Annotated in this window: 14 protein-coding genes; 10 read left to right on the forward strand and 4 right to left on the reverse strand. The window is 73.7% G+C overall.

The features are described 5' to 3' along the window. Window positions 1–27 precede the first annotated feature (27 nt). The 6 genes from OO54_RS25525 (at window position 28) to OO54_RS25550 (ending at window position 6,747) form a co-directional block, all read left to right on the forward strand. Window positions 28–783 carry an SDR family oxidoreductase gene (locus OO54_RS25525; RefSeq protein ID WP_033206939.1) on the forward strand — a complete coding sequence of 252 codons (756 nt, stop codon included), beginning with the start codon at window positions 28–30 and terminating at the stop codon, window positions 781–783. Window positions 784–802: 19 nt separating this feature from the next. After that, the gene (locus OO54_RS25530) at window positions 803–991 is read left to right on the forward strand and encodes a hypothetical protein (protein WP_033206941.1); all 189 of its coding nucleotides are present in this window, start codon (window positions 803–805) and stop codon (window positions 989–991) included. A 119-nt stretch (window positions 992–1,110) separates the two neighbouring features. Beyond that, entirely contained in the window at window positions 1,111–2,637 is a 1,527-nt protein-coding gene (locus OO54_RS25535) for a Re/Si-specific NAD(P)(+) transhydrogenase subunit alpha (protein WP_033206943.1), read from the forward strand. 1 nt (window position 2,638) lies between these two features. Then, window positions 2,639–4,057 (forward strand): Re/Si-specific NAD(P)(+) transhydrogenase subunit beta, encoded by a 1,419-nt coding sequence (gene pntB / locus OO54_RS25540; protein ID WP_033206944.1) that lies wholly within the window; start codon window positions 2,639–2,641, stop codon window positions 4,055–4,057. A 148-nt stretch (window positions 4,058–4,205) separates the two neighbouring features. Then, on the forward strand, window positions 4,206–5,384 hold the full coding sequence (locus OO54_RS25545; protein WP_033206946.1) for an FAD-dependent oxidoreductase: 1,179 nt from the start codon (window positions 4,206–4,208) through the stop codon (window positions 5,382–5,384). A gap of 151 nt (window positions 5,385–5,535) precedes the next feature. Next, window positions 5,536–6,747 (forward strand): glycoside hydrolase family 6 protein, encoded by a 1,212-nt coding sequence (locus OO54_RS25550; protein ID WP_033206948.1) that lies wholly within the window; start codon window positions 5,536–5,538, stop codon window positions 6,745–6,747. 85 nt (window positions 6,748–6,832) lie between these two features. Here OO54_RS25550 and OO54_RS25555 read toward each other — a convergent pair whose 3' ends face one another. After that, the gene (locus tag OO54_RS25555) at window positions 6,833–9,634 is read right to left on the reverse strand and encodes an alpha/beta hydrolase family protein (protein WP_033206950.1); all 2,802 of its coding nucleotides are present in this window, start codon (window positions 9,632–9,634) and stop codon (window positions 6,833–6,835) included. Between the two features lie 283 nt (window positions 9,635–9,917). On the opposite strand from OO54_RS25555, the gene OO54_RS25560 reads away from it, so the two are divergent. After that, entirely contained in the window at window positions 9,918–11,150 is a 1,233-nt protein-coding gene (locus OO54_RS25560; RefSeq protein ID WP_051787178.1) for a serine hydrolase domain-containing protein, read from the forward strand. Between the two features lie 23 nt (window positions 11,151–11,173). On the opposite strand, the gene OO54_RS43860 is transcribed toward OO54_RS25560, so the two are convergent. Beyond that, window positions 11,174–11,329 (reverse strand): zinc-binding dehydrogenase, encoded by a 156-nt coding sequence (locus tag OO54_RS43860; protein ID WP_078905340.1) that lies wholly within the window; start codon window positions 11,327–11,329, stop codon window positions 11,174–11,176. A 296-nt stretch (window positions 11,330–11,625) separates the two neighbouring features. Between OO54_RS43860 and OO54_RS25565 the strand changes: the two genes are divergently transcribed. Both OO54_RS25565 and OO54_RS25570 read left to right on the forward strand, forming a co-directional pair. Beyond that, a complete protein-coding gene (locus OO54_RS25565; protein ID WP_033207088.1) occupies window positions 11,626–13,821 on the forward strand; it encodes a TerD family protein in 2,196 nt (731 codons plus the stop codon). Between the two features lie 190 nt (window positions 13,822–14,011). Then, window positions 14,012–14,308, forward strand: coding sequence for a hypothetical protein (locus OO54_RS25570; RefSeq protein ID WP_033206951.1), 297 nt, complete (start codon window positions 14,012–14,014; stop codon window positions 14,306–14,308). A gap of 69 nt (window positions 14,309–14,377) precedes the next feature. On the opposite strand, the gene OO54_RS25575 is transcribed toward OO54_RS25570, so the two are convergent. Together OO54_RS25575 and OO54_RS25580 are read right to left on the reverse strand one after the other, a co-directional pair. Further along, complete coding sequence (locus tag OO54_RS25575) at window positions 14,378–14,590, reverse strand: ferredoxin (protein WP_033206953.1); 213 nt, start codon at window positions 14,588–14,590, stop codon at window positions 14,378–14,380. A 13-nt stretch (window positions 14,591–14,603) separates the two neighbouring features. Further along, window positions 14,604–15,815, reverse strand: coding sequence for a cytochrome P450 (locus OO54_RS25580; RefSeq protein ID WP_033206955.1), 1,212 nt, complete (start codon window positions 15,813–15,815; stop codon window positions 14,604–14,606). Between the two features lie 473 nt (window positions 15,816–16,288). On the opposite strand from OO54_RS25580, the gene OO54_RS25585 reads away from it, so the two are divergent. Then, window positions 16,289–17,701, forward strand: coding sequence for a family 2B encapsulin nanocompartment shell protein (locus tag OO54_RS25585; RefSeq protein ID WP_033206957.1), 1,413 nt, complete (start codon window positions 16,289–16,291; stop codon window positions 17,699–17,701). Window positions 17,702–17,842: the final 141 nt, after the last annotated feature.

Raw genomic sequence — 17,842 nt, forward strand, 5'->3', positions numbered from 1 at the left:
AGAAAAGAATCAAGGAGTACGGAAACCATGAGGCGTTTCGAGGGAAAGACCGCGATCGTCACCGGGGCCAGCCGCGGCATCGGCCTGGCCGTCGCCGAACGGCTCGTCTCCGAGGGGGCCCGGGTCGTCCTCACCGGCCGCACCAAGGAGACGCTCGACGAGGCCGTGGCCGGTCTGGGAGGTCCCGCGCACGCGCTGGGGGTCCCGGGCAAGGCCGACGACCCCGCGCACCAGGCCGACACCGTCCGCCAGGCGATCGAGGCGTACGGCAGCGTGGACCTGCTCGTGAACAACACCGGCATCAACCCGGTCTACGGCCCGATGATCGAACTCGACCTGGCGGCCGCCCGCAAGATCGTGGAGACCAACTGCCTCGCCGCGCTCGCCTGGGCCCAGCAGGTCCACCGGGCGTGGATGAAGGAGCACGGCGGCTCGATCGTCAACGTCGCCTCGGTCTCCGGCGTACAGCCCGCGCCCATGATCGGCATGTACGGCGCCAGCAAGGCCATGCTCCTCTCCATGACCCAGCTCCTGGCCGTCGAGCTGGGGCCGGACATCCGGGTCAACGCGATCGCGCCCGCCGTCGTCAGGACGAAGTTCGCCACCGCCCTGTACGAGGGCCGCGAGCGGGAAGTCGCGGCCGCCTACCCGCTCAAGCGGCTCGGCGAACCCGAGGACATCGGCGGCGTCGTCGCCTTCCTGCTGTCCGAGGACGCCGCCTGGCTCACCGGCCAGACCGTCGTCATCGACGGGGGCGTCACGCTCGCCGGAGCGGCGACCTGACCCCTGGCGGGCCCACGTCATGACCGGCGCGGCGCCGACCGCGCCCGCCGGGGCCGTCGCCTTCGACGCCGGCGGGGTGCTCGCCCCGTCGGCGAAGGAGCCGACCGCGGCACCGATCGACGCCGTCGGCGTCGAACCGCCGTCGTTTTTCCCGGCCGGGACGCCGCGGGACGTGAATCGTGCGCCGATCGGGGCGGTGTGGCATTGATCACGGCTGAGGCGCTTCCGGTGGAGGCGAGCGGGCCCGATTCTGATCGGGCTGAACCCGAACCGGAGTCGAGGTCGTGACCGGCCGTCGACGGCCGCAGCAGCGAACGGAGAACACTCGTGATCGTCGGAGTCCTCAAAGAAGCGCGGGCGGGTGAGAACCGCGTATCGGCCACGCCGGCCACGATCGAACCGATGCGCAAACTGGGGTACGACGTGGTCGTCGACTCCGGCGCCGGCGTCGCGGCGGGCTTCACCGACAGCGCCTACGAAGCGGCGGGCGCGACCATCGGCGCCGCGGCGGCCGCGGACGTGGTGCTGGCGGTCAACGCCCCGAGCCCCGCACAACTCGACGACGTGCGGCCCGAAGCGACGGTGATCGCCCTCTTCGCGCCGGCGTTCGACCCCGCGATGGTCGAGGAGCTCGGCCGCCGTCCGTTCACCGCGCTGTCGATGGACGCCGTGCCGCGCATCAGCCGCGCCCAGTCGATGGACGTGCTGTCGTCGATGGCGAACATCGCCGGCTACCGGGCCGTGGTCGAAGCGGCCCACGCGTTCGGGCGCTTCTTCACCGGTCAGGTGACCGCGGCCGGCAAGGTGCCGCCCGCGAAGGTGCTCGTCGCGGGCGCCGGTGTCGCGGGCCTCGCGGCGATCGGCGCGGCCGGGTCGCTCGGCGCGATCGTGCGGGCCACCGACCCGCGGCCCGAGGTGGCCGACCAGGTCCGCTCGCTGGGCGGCGAGTACCTGTCGATCGCGTCCCCCGAGGTCGAGGTCTCCAAGACGGGCTACGCCAAGGAGATGGGCGACGACTACAAGGCGCGCGAGGTCGAGCTGTACGGCGCGCAGTGCCGTGACGTCGACATCGTCATCACCACCGCGTTGATCCCCGGGCGCCCCGCGCCCACCCTGATCACCGCGGAGATGGTGGCCGGCATGAAGCCGGGCTCGGTGATCGTGGACATGGCGGCCGCCAACGGCGGCAACGTGGTGGGCACGGTGGCGGGGGAGCGGGTCGTCACGGAGAACGGCGTCACGATCATCGGCTACACCGATCTGGCGGGCCGACTCCCGGCGCAGGCCTCGCAGTTGTACGGCACGAACCTGGTGAACCTGCTGAAGCTGATGACGCCCGACAAGGACGGGTCGCTCGTCCTCGACTGGGACGACCCGGTGCAGCGCTCGATCACCGTCGTACGCGCGGGCGAGTCGGCCTGGCCGCCCCCGCCGGTCCAGGTCTCGGCCGCCCCGGCCGCCGCTCCCGCGGCCGCGCCGGAGCCGGCGAAGCCGAAGAAGGCGCCGATGACTCCGGCGCAGCGGTTCGGCGGGGTGGCGATCGCCGCGCTGGCGCTGTTCCTCGCCGCCGGGTTCGCGCCGGCCGCCCTGCTGCCCCACGTGACGGTCTTCGTACTGGCGATCGTGATCGGCTACTACGTCATCGGCCACGTGCACCACGCCCTGCACACGCCGCTGATGTCGGTGACCAACGCGATCTCCGGGATCATCGTGGTCGGCGCGCTGCTGCAGATCGGCCACTCGAGCACCGCGGTCACGGTGCTGTCGTTCGTGGCGATCCTTCTGGCCAGTATCAACGTCTTCGGCGGCTTCGCGGTGACGCGTCGCATGCTCGCCATGTTCAACAGGAGCTGACATGTCCGCGACCCTCGCCGCGCAAGCGGCCTACCTCGTTGCCGCGCTGCTGTTCATCCTGGCGCTGGCAGGGCTCTCCAAGCACGAGTCGGCACGACTCGGCAACGCCTTCGGCATGCTCGGCATGGGCGTCGCCCTGGTCGCGTCCGTCGTGCTCGCCGTGGACGGCGACGTCAGCACCGCGGGCCTGGGCCTGATGGGCCTGGCGATGGTGGTCGGCGCGCTGATCGGCGTACAGCGTGCCCGCGGCGTCGAGATGACGGGCATGCCCGAACTCATCGCGCTGCTGCACTCCTTCGTCGGCCTCGCGGCCGTCCTGGTCAGCTGGAACGGCTACCTGAACGTCGAGCACCACCCCCACGGCCCCGAGGCCGCCGCGCTGGACGCGCTCGGCACGCTGGGCATCCACCACGCCGAGGTGTTCATCGGCGTCTTCATCGGCGCGGTGACCTTCACCGGCTCGATCGTCGCGAACCTGAAGCTCTCGGCGCGCATCGACTCCAAGCCGCTGGTCCTGCCGGGGAAGAACGCCCTGAACCTCGGCGCGCTCGCCCTCTTCGTCGCCCTCACGGTCTGGTTCGTCATCGCGCCCGAGCTGTGGCTGCTGATCGCCGTGACCGTCGTCGCGCTGGCGCTCGGCTGGCACCTGGTGGCCTCGATCGGCGGCGGCGACATGCCGGTCGTGGTGTCGATGCTCAACAGCTACTCCGGCTGGGCCGCCGCGGCCTCCGGCTTCCTCCTCGGCAACGACCTGCTGATCATCACCGGCGCGCTCGTCGGCTCCTCCGGTGCCTACCTCTCCTACATCATGTGCAAGGCGATGAACCGCTCGTTCGTCTCCGTGATCGCCGGCGGCTTCGGCATCGAGGCGCCCTCGGACTCGGACGTCGACTACGGCGAGCACACGGAGATCACCGCCCAGGGAGCCGCCGAACTGCTCGGCTCCGCCCGGTCCGTGGTGATCACCCCCGGCTACGGCATGGCCGTCGCACAGGCCCAGTACCCGGTCGCGGAACTCACCTCGAAGCTCCGCGCCAAGGGCGTCGACGTACGGTTCGGCATCCACCCCGTCGCCGGCCGCCTGCCCGGCCACATGAACGTGCTCCTCGCCGAGGCCAAGGTGCCGTACGACATCGTGCTCGAAATGGACGAGATCAACGACGACTTCGCGAAGACCGACGTCGTCCTCGTCATCGGCGCCAACGACACCGTCAACCCGGCCGGAGCGGACGACCCCAGCAGCCCCATCGCCGGCATGCCCGTCCTCACCGTATGGGAGGCCGCCAAGGTCATCGTCTTCAAGCGGTCGATGGCCTCGGGCTACGCGGGCGTCCAGAACCCGCTCTTCTTCCGGGAGAACACCTCCATGCTCTTCGGCGACGCGAAGGACCGCGTCGAGGACATCGTCGGCGCGCTCTGACCCGCCGGGACCTGTACGGCAACGCGCCGCGGACCGGGCCGAGTACGCGCCGGTCGACCGGCGCCCCCTCCCGGCCGCCGCCTTCGGGCGCGGCCGGGAGTACCGTCTCGGTGGGCGGGGTGCCCGAACCCGGGGGAGGGGCGGTTCCATGGCGAGACGTCGTGCGGTCGTGGTCGGAGCGGGAATCGGCGGCCTCACCGCGGCGGTGGCACTGCACCGCCGCGGGTGGAGCGTCACCGTCTGCGAACGCGCCGCCGAACCCCCCGTCACCGGCGCCGGAATCGGCCTCGCCCCCAACGCGCTGCGCGCCCTCCGCACCATCGGCGTCGACGTCACCCGGACCACCGGCAGCGCCGTCCCCGCCACCATGGGGGTGCGCCGCTCCGACGGCCGATGGCTCACCCGGACCGCGACCGCCGACCTGGCGGCCCGCTACGGGACGCCACCGATCGCCGTCCCGCGCCCGGCCCTCACCGTCGCCCTGGCCACCGCGCTGCCCGCGGAGGCCCTCCGCTACGGCACCGCCGTGACGGCCGTCGAGGACGCCGAAGGCCGCCCCGTCGTGCGCACGGAAGCGGGGCCGGACCTGCCCGCCGACCTGGTCGTCGCCGCCGACGGGATCCACAGCCCGCTGCGCCACGCGTACTTCCCCGCCCACCCGGGCCCGCGCTACCTCGGCGAGACCGCCTGGCGGGCCCTCGTCGAAGCCCCGGACCTGAGCGTCCCGGCCATGAGCGAGTCCTGGGGCCGGGGCGAGCGATTCGGCGTCACCCCGCTCTCCGACGGCCGGTTCTACCTCTACGCCACCGCCGTCCTCCCGGCCGGCGCCCCGTCCGCCGACCACCGCGCCGAACTGCGCCGCCGCTTCGGCTCCTGGCACGACCCGATCCCGGCCCTCCTCGACCGCCTCGCCCCCGACGACGTGCTGCGGCACGACCTCCACGAGCTGGCCGCCCCGCTCCCGCGCCTCCACCACGGCCGCGTCGCCTGGCTCGGCGACGCCGCCCACGCCATGGCCCCCAACCTCGGCCAGGGCGGCTGCCAGGCCGTCGAGGACGCGGTGGTCCTCGCCCACCTCCTGCCCTCCGGTGACGGCGACGACGCCCCGGACGGGGTCCCGCCCGCCCTCGCCGCCTACACCGCCGCCCGGCGCGACCGCGCCGACGCCGTCCGCCGCCGCGCCCGCCGCGTCGGCCGCCTGGGTGCCCTGCGCCACCCGCTCGCCGTCGCCGTCCGCGACCTCGCCGTCCGCGCCACCCCCGACCGGCTGGCCCTGCGAGGCCTGGACGATCTGTTCGACGGCTTCCATCTGCCGGACCGGCCCTGAATCCAGTCGGGAAGGTCCCGCCCGTGCAAGGCTCTTGACGGGGTGCCGTCGATTCCGGAAGGCTCGATGGGAGCGCTCCCACCAGCATTCGTCGTGACCGTGACGGATCCGGAGCCGTCCCGACCGTGCCGTCGACGGAGGTCCCCCACCCATGCGCCGCAGAACCGCAGTCCGCGCGCTCGTGCTGCCCCTGGCTCTCGCCGCCGCCCTGCTGACGGGGCCGCCACCCGCCGGCGCGCAAGCGCCGGTGAGCTCCCGCGGCTCGCACGAGAGCCGCCTCTACACCCCGAAGGGCAACCCCGACGCGTACCGGCAGGCCGCCGGACTCCTGCGGGACGGCCGGTACGCGGACGCCGCCGGGATCCTCGCCATGGTCCGTACGCCGCAGGCGGTCTGGTTCGGCGACCAGCCGCCGGCCGAGGTCGAGCGGCAGGCCCGGACGGTCGTGCGGGACGCGGCAGGCAAGGGCGCCGTGCCCGTGCTCGCCCTGTACAACGTGCCCGGCCGGGACTGCTCGAACTACTCGGGCGGGGGAGCCTCGACGACGGCCGAGTACCAGGAGTGGGTGGACGCGGTGGCGCGCGGCATCGGCGGCCACGAGACCATGGTGGTCCTCGAACCCGACTCGCTCGCGCTGCTGCCCGCCGACTGCGGCCAGGACGACGCGCAGGGCACCAAAACCGCCGCCCGCTACACCGAGGTCCGCTACGCCGTCGACACCCTGGGACGGCTCGCCCGTACCAGGGTCTACCTCGACACCGGGCACCCCGGCTGGCACACCGTCGGCGCCCTCGTGCCGCGCCTCGTCCGGGCCGGCGTCGGCGGCGCCACCGGGTTCTTCACCAACGCGTCCAACTACCGTACCGAGGCGGACAGCCACTGGTACGGCACGCTGGTCTCCGCCTGCGTCGGATACGTGGAGGACGGCGGCGCCGCCGCCGACTGCCCCGACCAGTACTGGCCCCGCGCCGACGCCGAGGGATGGATCGCCGAGCACGTGACGACCCCCGCGTCCCGCCGGAAGCACTTCGTCACGGACACCAGCCGCAACGGCCTCGGCCCGTGGACCGCGCCACCCGGCAAGTACACCGACGCGCAGGACTGGTGCAACCCGCCCGGCCGCGGCCTCGGCGACCGGCCGACGACCGCCACCGGCGACCCGCTGTACGACGCCAAGCTGTGGATCAAGATCCCCGGCGAGTCGGACGGCCTGTGCCTGCGCGGCACCGCCGGCCCCCGGGACCCCGAGCGCGGCACGGTCGACCCCGCCGCCGGCGACTGGTTCCCGGAGCAGGCGCTGGAGCTCGTACGCCTCGCACAGCCGCCGCTCCCGACGACGGGGCTGCCCGCGACCGTCCGGTAGGCACGCGTCGGCGATTCGCACGCGGGCGCGTCCGACGAGGACGGGGCCGTTCCGGAGTCGTCCGGAGCGGCCCCGTCGTGTCAGGTCACGGCGTCTCCCGTACCGTCCCCGTGAACCGGGGGCCGGGTACGGGCTCCCATGAGCCGTCGTACGTGGTCAGGGCGGCGAGCAGGGACTCCGTCGGCTCGGCGGCGTCGTCCCGGACGGTCGGGACGCCGACCTCCGCGGCGGTCTGCCCCGCGGGGACGGTGACGCCGAGTCCCAGGCCGCCCTTGCCGGCTTCGGAGAGGGGCACGGCGGGGTCGGGCACGTGGCCGAGCTGCTCCTCCAGCCAGGCCGGGTCGACGTCGGCGGTGGAGAGCTCCGCGCCACCGGCGACGGGCAGGAAGGAGACGCCGCCGAAGACGTCGATGTCGGCGGCGGCGGAGAGGGAGACGCGCCAGCTCAGCCGGGCGCCCTCGGTCACGTCGTCGGAGACGGGGGTGAGGGTCACGGTCGGCATGGCGTCGTCGTCCAGGGCGGTGACGCCGCCGCGGTGGGAACCGATCACGGTGCCGCGCACGGCCTTGACGTAGGCGTCGTGCCGCAGTTCGTAGCCGTGGCGGGTGTTGCCCCGGACCTCGACCGGGATGTCGATGTCATGGCGCCCCGGGCGTACGGTCACCAGGCGGGAGGTGACGTCCCCCGTGTCCGGATGGGGCACGAAGAGGCGCACCTGGCCGCTGCCGTGTCCGGAGACCCGGACCGGCACCCGGTAGGTGCGGACCCCCGAGTCGCCCTCCTTCACCGTCAGGCGGCCGATGTCGACCCGGGCGAGGGCGGCGGGCCGGACCGCGGGGGTGCCGGGACGCCAGCCCCAGGCGTCCATCAGCCAGGCGTGGCCGGTGCCGCCACCGGGGGTCAGTTCGAGGGCGGTGATCCGCTTCAGGTCCAGGCCGGCCCGGGCCGCCGCCGACAGGGGCACGCGGACCTCGCGCGCCCAGTAGGAGGCGGTCCGTTCGGTGCCGGGCAACCCGTCGACGCGGGCGCGGCCGAGGGTCGCTCGGCGGCCCGAGGAGTCGGTGACGGCGACGTCCAGTGTGGTGCCGGTGCTGCCGGGCGGCACGATCAGCCGCAGGGCCAGAGCGTTCGAACCGGCCAGGGAGACGGGCCGCGCGGCGCGGACCGTGGCCGGGGATCCCGGGGCGGTCCACTCCAGGGCGACGGCGTCGCGTCCCGGTTCGGTGGAGGACTCCCACGAGGCGAAGTGGGGCGACCTGCCGCCGACTTCGGGGGAGAGGCAGGAACGGGTGGCGTCGGCGTCGACCTGCGCGCAGAGCCTGCCGGAACCGGAGACGGCGACCGAGGAGTCCGGCAGGAAGGCCGGTGTGCGGTGACCGCCGACGGCGTGGGTGAGGACCCGGGCCGGTCCGGCCGAGGGCGCGCGGCGGCCGGTGCCGTCGAGCAGCGGACGGACCCGGTCGTCCCCGCCGACGAACAGCCGGGCGGCGGCCGCGATGTACGTGGCTCCGGCGGCCTGCTGCTGCGCCGCGGTGAGCCGGGTCGCGGTGCCGGGGGAGCAGACCGGGTCGGTGCCGTCGTCGGACGAGAAGTCGTCGAAGGCGGCGGCCTTCGCCTGCCCCGGCGTCCACTCGCTGTTGAAGTAGTTGTGGTTGGCGCCGACCACGTACACCGCGCTGTGCAGGGCGGCGCCCCGGCTGACGCCCCGCGTGCCGTCGACGAGGTTCTGGCCCTGGAGGTCGTGCACGTCGCCGTCGCAGCCCGGCAGGATGGTCATGGAGGGCACGTCGGGGGCCGGGTTGCGGCCGAAGATCGTGGGGCCGATCGGGACGGTGCCGCGGATCCTCCACCGGACGGGTCCCCGGTAGCCGTCCTGGTCGGCGGGCGGCGGGGTGAGGCTGTCGACCGCGGCCCGGTTGACGCCCTCGCCGCCCCGCGAGTGGCCGACGAGCAGCACGCGCGAGAGATCGGCGGGCGAGGTGGCGCGCACGGCTGCCGGTGCGGTGGCGCGGTGCGCGGACCAGTCCGCCCAGCGGGCCAGGTGCAGGCGCACCAGGGACGAACGGGCCTGCGCGCCGGCGTCCTCGACGCGGTGGTCCTGTCCGTTGACGCCGTTGGCGGATATGGAGAACGTGACGTACCCCTGCGAGGCCAGGAGTCGCTGCGCGCGCAGGTACCCCTCGTGGCTCGGCAGCGGCCGTGTTCCCTCGGCGCAGGGCCACGCGCCGTTCATCTCGTCGGTGCCGGGGACGTAGCAGGTCGCGTGGCGGCCGTGCAGGAAGAGCGCCACGGGCCGCTTCCCCGGCGCGTCGGCGGGTCCCACCACGACGGCGCGCATCTCGATCGGCTCCGGGTACCCCGGCAGGCGTACGGAGTCGAGGTCGTACGAGCCGCTGACCGTCCGGTAGCGTCCGGGCGTCCCGGGGTCGACCGCGTTGGCCGGAAGCGGCGTCTCCGGCAGGGCGGCGGGGGCGGGGGGAAGGGCGCGTGCCGCGCTGCCCGGCGCGGCCGCGTCCAGTCGCCGCCCGCCGGCCGTCACCGACAGCCGTGTCCCCTCGTCGAGGCGGGTGGCTCCGAGGGCCAACCGGAAGGTGCGACCGTCGGGTTGGGGGACCGGGCGGCCGATGAGCCGGTCGTCCGCGTGGAACTCCACCCGGGCGTCGCCCATCGGTACGGGCTCGGGTGACGTCCACACCAGCTGCCTGCCCGCACCGGCTCCGGTGACCGTCCAGCCCTCGGGGAGCGCGACGCCTCCGTAGCGGCTCCCGGGCGACGTCGTCGGCGGCTCGCCGGGGGCCGGCTGCGCCGCGTACGCCGGGCCGGGCGACACCGCCGCCAGTGCGAGTAACGCCGCGGCGGTGGCCGCGGCGCGTGTGACACGTATCAAAGCGGTCTTCCTCACGATCGGTCGTGTCCGGGCACCGGGGAGCGGCTTCGACGTGCCGTCGGGGGCCCGGTTCCTGGCGCCCCCCGCTTCCCTGCTGCCCCTCTCGTCACCGGAGGACGGCAAAGGGGGCGCAGCGGTTGCCTTCTGACATATGAACAGATCATCGGAGGAGCATGGTCCGCGCGGATGTACGGCGGAGGCGGGACGGGCCTGACGGGTGATGTTCGCGCGGGTCGGCGGCCACCCTCCCGCCGTCGGGAGGCGTCCGGCCAATACTCCGGTCATGAGCCCAGCCCGCACCTCGCCCCGGACGCGCCTCGCAGCACTCACCGCGCTGCTCACCCTCGGCGCCCTCATCGCCCCCGTGGAGGCAGCCGGCACGCCGCCGGCCGGGGCCGGCCACCGACGGCCCTGCGTCGCCTCCCGGGTGCCCGACCACGGCCCGGCCCGTGACGTGTTGAGGATCGCCCAGCGGGCCAAGACCGAGATGGACCTGAAGTCGGTCATCGTGCGGGTCACGGTCGACGGCCGCGAAGTCGTCACCACCGCGCTCGGCGAGTCGATGACCGGGGTGCCCGCCACTCCCGCCATGCACTTCCGCAACGGCAACGTGGCGATCAGCTACATGGGCACCGCGCTCCTGCGCCTCGTCGACCGGGGCGTGGTCGGTCTCGACGACCCCGTCGCCCGCTGGCTGCCCGACCTGCCGGACGGCGAGCGGATCACGCTGCGCATGCTGGCCGCCTCCACCACCGGTCTCGTCGACTACGTCCGCCTCCCCGAGTTCCAGCAGGCCGTCGTCGCCGACCCGTACCGCCAGTGGACCGCCAAGGAACTGGTGGCCCTCGCCACCCGGAAGGAGCGGTGGTACGAGCCGGGCACCAACTGGAGCTACTCCCACGCGAACTTCGTCCTGCTCGGCGCCGCCCTGGAGAAGATCACCGGTACCCGTCTCGACGTCCTGCTGGAGGAGGAGGTCCTGCGTCCGCTCGGACTGCGCGAGACCCGCAACGGCTTCACCCCCGACATCCCCGAACCCGTCCTGCACGCCTTCACCGCCGACCGGGGCACGTACGAGGAGTCCACCTTCTGGAACCCCTCGTGGACCACCGCCCCCGGGGCGGTCGAGACCACGGACATCTGCGACCTGGCCCGCTCTGCAGGCGGCATCGGCTCCGGCCGGCTGCTCTCCCCGGAGGCCTACCAGGAGCTGCTGAACCCGGGAACGGTCGGACTCGGCCACCCGACCCGCACGTGCCCGGCGACGGTCTGCATCGCCCAGACCGAGGCCACCCACTACGGGATGGGCCTGCTCGTCCTCGGTGACTGGGTCTCCCAACACCCCTTGTTCTTCGGCTACTCCGCCTCCCAGGCCTACCTGCCGTCCGAGCGCCTGTCCATCGCGGTGTCCACCACGAACGGCCCCACCGCCGCCGCCGGACACAGCGCCCACACGATCGCCCAGCGCATCGCCGCCGACCTCGCCCCCGACCACCCGATCCCCGACTTCGGCTGACCGGCCCGGGTGCGGGGGCCTCCTCAGCCGATCCCCGCCGGGCTCCCCACCCCCTGGACGACGACCTTCCCGAAGGGCGTGCCGCCGGCGTAGTACGCGTACGCCCCCGGCGCCTCCTCGAAGGGGAAGACACGGTCGATGACGGGCCGCAGGCCGTGCTCCGTGATCACCTCGTTCATGGCGGTGGACCTCGCCGCCGACCTCGCCCTCACGGACCCGGACCACCCAGCGCACGACGTCACCCGCGCCCCGGCGCACCGTGCACGGCCTCCTCGCCGCCGGAGCGACCCGCCCCGACATCCGGCCCGCCCCCGCCGCCAGCGCACTGGCCGAGCACACCATCGACTCCGGCCTCAGCCAGGGGGCGTCGTCGATCAGGCCGGGCTCCCGCTAGGGCCGGGTCCTGAACGGCCGGGCCGCGCCCCGGCCCGAAATCCGCATGCACGGCTCCGTGCGCGGCTGGCAGCATGCCGGGATGGTCCACGCTCTCGAACGTCTGGTCGTCCGGCACACCCTCCGCGTTCCCGTACCGGCCGGCGCCGCCGGAGAGGGAGCCGTCGCGGCGCGCCGCTTCGACGCGGCGCTGATGTCCGTGGGGTTCAAGCTCTCGGCCGGGCTCCTCGCGGAACTCTCCGGGCGCGCGCCGGAGACGGTCGTGGCGATCGCCGCCCGGACACTGGACACCGTCCGCGAGATCGTCGGCGACCACGTGCGGCACAACGTCTACTTCGTGGACTTCCCCGCCAACGTGCCCGACACCTTCGAATTCTGGATGTCCTGCGTCGCCGAGGCGCTCGCCGACGACAAGTCCCGTGCCACCACCGCGGAGCAGCTGAGCAGCGGCGTCCTCGACCTGCTCACCCTCCCCGCCTACGGGAACTACCGCCACACCTACGCCGAGATGCTCGCCGCACACGACGAGCTGATCGCCGCCGCCGGCGACCGCGTGACCGTCCTGCACCTCGGCCGCACCCCCGCCGACGAGACCACCGCCCTCTACACGGCCCTGGCCGGCAGCGTGGCACCGCTCGGCGAGGACGACCTGAAGGACCTCGCGGTGCTCGCCGAGCACTGCGCGGACGGGCCCCAGCCCGAGACGATCCCGGTCCGCGAGAGCCGCGCCGTCGTCAACCGGGTCCGGCTCGCGGCGGGCGCCGACCTCCTCCTCGACACCGTCACCGACGTCCTGCGCCTCGCCTGCGCGCTCTCCGGCGGAGACGTCACCCTGCGGGAACCGACCCGGTTCCGCGTCCTGTCCCGTCCGGTCCGCCGCGCCCTGCTCGCGGGCCTCGACGCCGTCGTCGCCGCCGCTCCCGACAAGCTCGCCGACGTCGCGGCGCACCGCGAGCGGTGGAAGCGCCTCGGCGAGCGACTGCACCCGCACGAGTACCCGCGGTGGCCGCACGCCGCCGAGGTCTTCGCCGTCGCCAGGGGCGAGCGGCGGGCGCGGTCCTTCGACAGCCTCGTCGAGGAACACCTCGGCCGCGACGACGTCACCGGCGCGGCGGAGCTCCTGACCGCCGCCCCGGGCCGGCTGTTCCGCGCCCTCGACCGCCTGCTGCGCGCCGCGGACACGCCCGCGGCGCGGGACGCCGTCCTGGCCGCCGCCGAACGGGTCGCACCCCGGGTCGCCGGCCGCGTCGTCCTGTCCCTCCGCGAGCACGTCCAGAACCGCACGGACGCGGACGGCGGGCAGCGGGTGTTCGTCAACCGGACCGGCGGCGCCTGGGTCTGCGCCGACACCCGGCCGCCGCTGCCGGAGGACGTACGCGAGCGCCTCACCGCCCTCCTGGACGAGGAGACCCGCCGCCGACTGCCGGCCCCCGGCCACCTCGTCGTCGACCCGGCCGTCCTCGACGTCGCCCTCCCGCTCAGCGGCCGGGCGACCGCCGCGGGCCTCGGCGTCCTGCCGCGCGGCTCCGTCTCGCCCGTGGAGGGCGACCTGCTGCGCTTCTTCACGTACTGGAAGCAGACCCGCCGCAGCACCGACTACGACCTGTCGGCGCTCGTCCTGGACGCCGACCACGCGACCGTCACCTGGCTGTCGTACACCGAACTCACCACGCTCGAAGGCGCGCACTCCGGCGACGTCACCGACGCGGCGGACGGCGCCTCCGAGTTCATCGACCTGCGGCTCGGGGCCGTGCGCGGCACGTTCGTCGTCCCCCAGGTGAACATCTACTCCGGGGAGGACTTCGAGGAGGTGGAGGAGTCCTTCTTCGGCTACATGCTGCGCGAGGCCGAACAGCGGGGCCGCCCGTTCGAACCCCGTACCGTCCGCATGAAGTCGGACCTGCGCGGCCCCGGCCGGGTCGCGCTGCCGCTCGCCTTCCAGCGCGACGACGACGGCCGCTGGAAGGCGCGCTGGCTGCACCTCTACCTCCGGGGCGAGCCGTCGGCGAACCGGGTCGAGGAGAACCGCGTGTCGGTCTCCGTCCTGCTCCGGGGCCTGCTCGCCCGCACCCCGCTGACGGTCCGCCACCTCACCGCGCTGATGGCGGACGCCGCCACGACGACACGGCTGTGGGACGGCGGGACGGCGACCCCCTGGGACGCCGGCACCGCGCCGGAGGGCCCCGTCACGTACATCGGCCTGGAACGCCCCGTGGGCCTCCCGGCGGGCTCGCGCGTCCTCACGCCGGAAAATCTGCGCGACCTGATCCCGTCCTGACTGTTACCGTCGTCCCGGGCGAGGCCATGAAGGGGCTTCCTTCTCACACTCCACCAGATAGCCCCTTCGCCTTCCTCGCCCCCACACGGCACCCCGGTCCACGCGGCCGGGGTTTTCCGTGCGATCCCCGTTCGGAGGGTCCGGGAGCGGCCGGACCGTGTCCACGCGCGCGCCGGTCCGTTGTGTGGGTGTGATCTCAACCCGACGCATTTCCTCCGTCCTGGCCGTCGCCGCCGCCTTCTCGTGCCTCGGCGGGGCCGCGACCACCGCCGTCGCCGCCACCGGCCCGCTCGGCCCGCCGGTCAACCCGGTCGCCGAGCTCGACGCCCTCACCACGACCGGCATCCCCGAGGAGTCCCGCGACCGGTTCCCCGGCATCTCAGGACAGCTGGGCGGCCTCGACCGGCTCAACGACCTGAACCAGATCCACCAGCTCACCGACCTGGCCGCGCCGGCCACCGGGCTGCTCCCCGAGATCTCCGCCTGACCGACCGTCCCGAGGGACGACACCCACCGGACCGGCACCGCGCCCCTGGGCACGGTGCCGGTCCGCCGTTCAGGCCCGGGGCCCGTCGGCGGTGTCCCGGACCGAGACGGCCCGCACCGGGCAGGCGCGTGCCGCCACCCGGACCAGCGCCCCGCCGCCCCCGTCCTCCCGGCCCGGCAGCACCGTGCCGAACCCGTCGTCGTCCTGCGTGAAGACGTCCGGGGCGGTCAGGGCGCACTGTCCGGCGCCGATGCAGACGCCGTGGTCGATCGAGACACGCATCGCGGTGCTCCTCTCACCAGGTGACGGGGAGTTCGAGCATCCCCTGGATCGTGTCGCCCGGCTTGAACGGGACCTCGTCGGCGGGCACCGCGAGCCGCAGCCCCGGCAGCCGCCGCAGCAGCGTCCCGAGGGCGATCTCCAGTTCGGCGCGGGCGAGGTTCTGCCCGAGGCACTGGTGGATGCCGAAACCGAAGGCGACGTGGTGGCGGGCCGGGCGGGCCCAGTCGAGGGTGTCCGGATCGGGATAGGCGACGGTGTCCCGGTTGATGACGGAGGTAGGGAAGACGACGCCCTCGCCCGCGCGGATGACCGTCCCGGCGACCTCGACGTCCTCCCGCGCGACCCGGATGAGTCCGTCGGCGATCGACAGGAACCTGAGGAGCTCCTCGACCGCGGCGGGCACGAGCCCCGGATCCGCCCGGAGTTCGGCGAGCCGTTCCGGGTGGCGCAGCAGCGTGTACGTGCCGAGGGAGATCATGTTGGCCGTGGTCTCGTGTCCCGCGACCAGCAGGATCGTGGCCAGTTCCACCAGCTCCTGCCGTCCGGGGCCGCCCTTCGCCGCCCCGCGGGCGACCAGTTCGTCGAGGACGCCGTCGCCCGGATCGCGCCTCTTGCGGTCGATCAGGTCGCCGAGGTAGTCCTCGAGCCGGGTGAGCGCGTCCTCGGTGTCCTCGCCGGTCGGGCCGCGCAGCAGGCGCCGCGACTGCTCCTCGAAGAAGTCGTGGTCGGCGTACGGCACGCCCAGCAGGTCGCAGATGACGATCGACGGTACGGGCAGCGCGAACGCGGCGACCAGCTCGGCCGGTGGTCCCTGCGCCTCCACCGCGTCCAGGAGCCGGTCCACGGTCTCCTGGATGCGGGGCCGCAGGCCCTCGGCGCGTTTGAGGGTGAAGCTGGGGATCAGCATCCTGCGCTGGGCGTTGTGCTCGGGGTCGTCCCAGCCGAGCAGCGCGGGGCGGCGGCGCCGGCGCAGGCCCGCGGCCCGCTCGGTGGGCAGCGGGAAGTCGTCGCGGGTGGAGTCGGTGGACAGCCGCTGGTCGGCGAGGAGCGTCCGGGCGGCGGTGTGCCCGGTGACGAACCACACCGCGCGTCCGTCCCAGAGGGTCGCCCGCGACAGTGGTCGTTCGTCGTGGTCGCGGGGGTAGGCGGCGGGCGGGTGGTAGGGGCAGGTCCGGTCCTGAGGGAACGTCACGGCTTTCGGCATGGGGGCCTCGCAGGCGCGCATCGGTGGCTCTGACGTGGTTGCCGTCCTCCACTACATGCCTCAGGCACCTATCAGGTCTACGCGGAGTTCGGCCAATCCACCGGAACGGGCTCGTCCATTCGAAGGGGTCTTCGGTGCACGCGCACGCGTCGCCCACCGGACGGGGTCACGCACGTCCGTTACCGGGACTCGCGCGTCCGAGGCCGCCGATCGGTCCGGCGCCGTGGGGTCGCGAGGGCGGGTCGGAGAGTGCGCCGGGGGTGCGCTCGGCCAGGTGGCTCGAATGCCGCTGGTCGCCTGGATAAACCACGCGCGAAGCAAGATCACTGCATCGAGGTAATGCCTTCGGGCTCTTGGCGCGAGGCGGGCTTACCGGCCGTTACTGTTCCCCGGGATCTGGACGAATTCCCAGAGATTGACCCGCTTTCATTCCTCTTCCGCCGGTTGGCGCCCCGGTGCCGACCCACCCGCACGCGTAAGGAGAGCTCGCCCCCATGACCGTTGAGACCGGTCCGGAGGTCCAGGTGGAGCCGCCCCGGCAGTCCAGCCTGAGCACCGCGGCCGCCCGCAACCTCGCCACCACCACCAAGTCCGCCCCGCAGATGCAGGAGATCAGCTCCCGCTGGCTGCTGCGGATGCTCCCCTGGGTGGAGACCAAGGGCGGCGCCTACCGCGTGAACCGCCGACTGAGCTACACCGTCGGCGACGGGCGCATCGAGTTCGTCCAGGACGGCAGCCAGGTCCGGGTGATCCCCCGTGAGCTCGGTGAACTCGCCCTGCTGCGCGGCTTCGAGGACGACGCGGTGCTCGCCGCGATCGCCGACCGGTGCGTCCAGCGCGACTTCCGCGCCGGCGAGGTGCTGGTCGAGCGCGGCACCCCCGCCGAGCGGATCCACATGATCGCCCACGGCCGGATCGGCCAGACCTCCGTCGGCAAGTACGGCGACGAGGTGGCCGTCTCCGTGCTCGCCGACGGCGACAGGTTCGGCGAGAACGCCCTCCTGGACGCCGACGCCAGGTGGGACTACACCGCCACCGCCGAGACCTCCGGCACCCTGCTCACCCTGTCCCGCGCCGACTTCGCCTCCGTCGTCGGCCAGGCGCCCGGACTCCACGCGCACATCGAGGAGTTCGGGTCGCTGCCCCGACAGCGGCAGAACAAGCACGGCGAGGCCGAGATCGCGATGTCGGCCGGCCACACCGGCGAAGTCGCCCTGCCCGGCGCCTTCGTCGACTACGAGCTCAAGCCGCGCGAGTACGAACTCTCCGTCGCCCAGACCGTCCTCAAGGTCCACACCCGGGTCGCCGACCTCTACAACGGGCCGATGAACCAGACGGAGGAGCAGCTCCGGCTGACCATCGAGGCGCTGCGCGAGCGCCAGGAGCACGAGCTCATCAACAACCCGGAGTTCGGCCTCCTCGCCAACGCCGACTTCAAGCAGCGGATCCAGCCCCACTCGGGACCGCCCACCCCGGACGACCTCGACGAGCTGCTCTGCCGCCGCCGCAGCACCAAGCTCTTCCTGGCCCACCCGCGGACGATCGCGGCGATCGGCCGCGAGTGGAACGCCGCCGGGCTCTACCCGGACACCGTCGAACTCCACGGTCAGCGGGTCCCGGCCTGGCGCGGAGTCCCCATCCTCCCCTGCAACAAGATCCCCATCAGCAAGGAGAACACCAGCTCCATCCTCGCCATGCGTCTCGGCGAGGACAACCAGGGCGTCATCGGCCTGCGCCAGACCGGCCTGCCCGAGGAGTACGAGCCGGGCCTCTCGGTGCGCTTCATGGGCATCAGCGAGCAGGCGATCATGTCGTACCTCGTCACCACGTACTACTCCGCCGCGATCCTGGTGCCCAACGCACTCGGCGTGCTGGAGAACGTGCAGATCGCGCGCCGGCGCGACTAGGCCCCGTCCGGCGACTCCGCCGGGTCCGGCCCGCCCGGCACGCACGTTCGGCGCACGGCCGGAACGCCCCGGCCGTTCCGCTGCGAGGGCGCCCCGGCCGCACGCCGATCGCACGCGCAGAACGCCCCGGCCCGATCCGAC

Origin of the sequence: Streptomyces wedmorensis, from assembly GCF_000716445.1 — a bacterium.
Classification (GTDB): Bacteria; Actinomycetota; Actinomycetes; order Streptomycetales; family Streptomycetaceae; genus Streptomyces; species Streptomyces wedmorensis.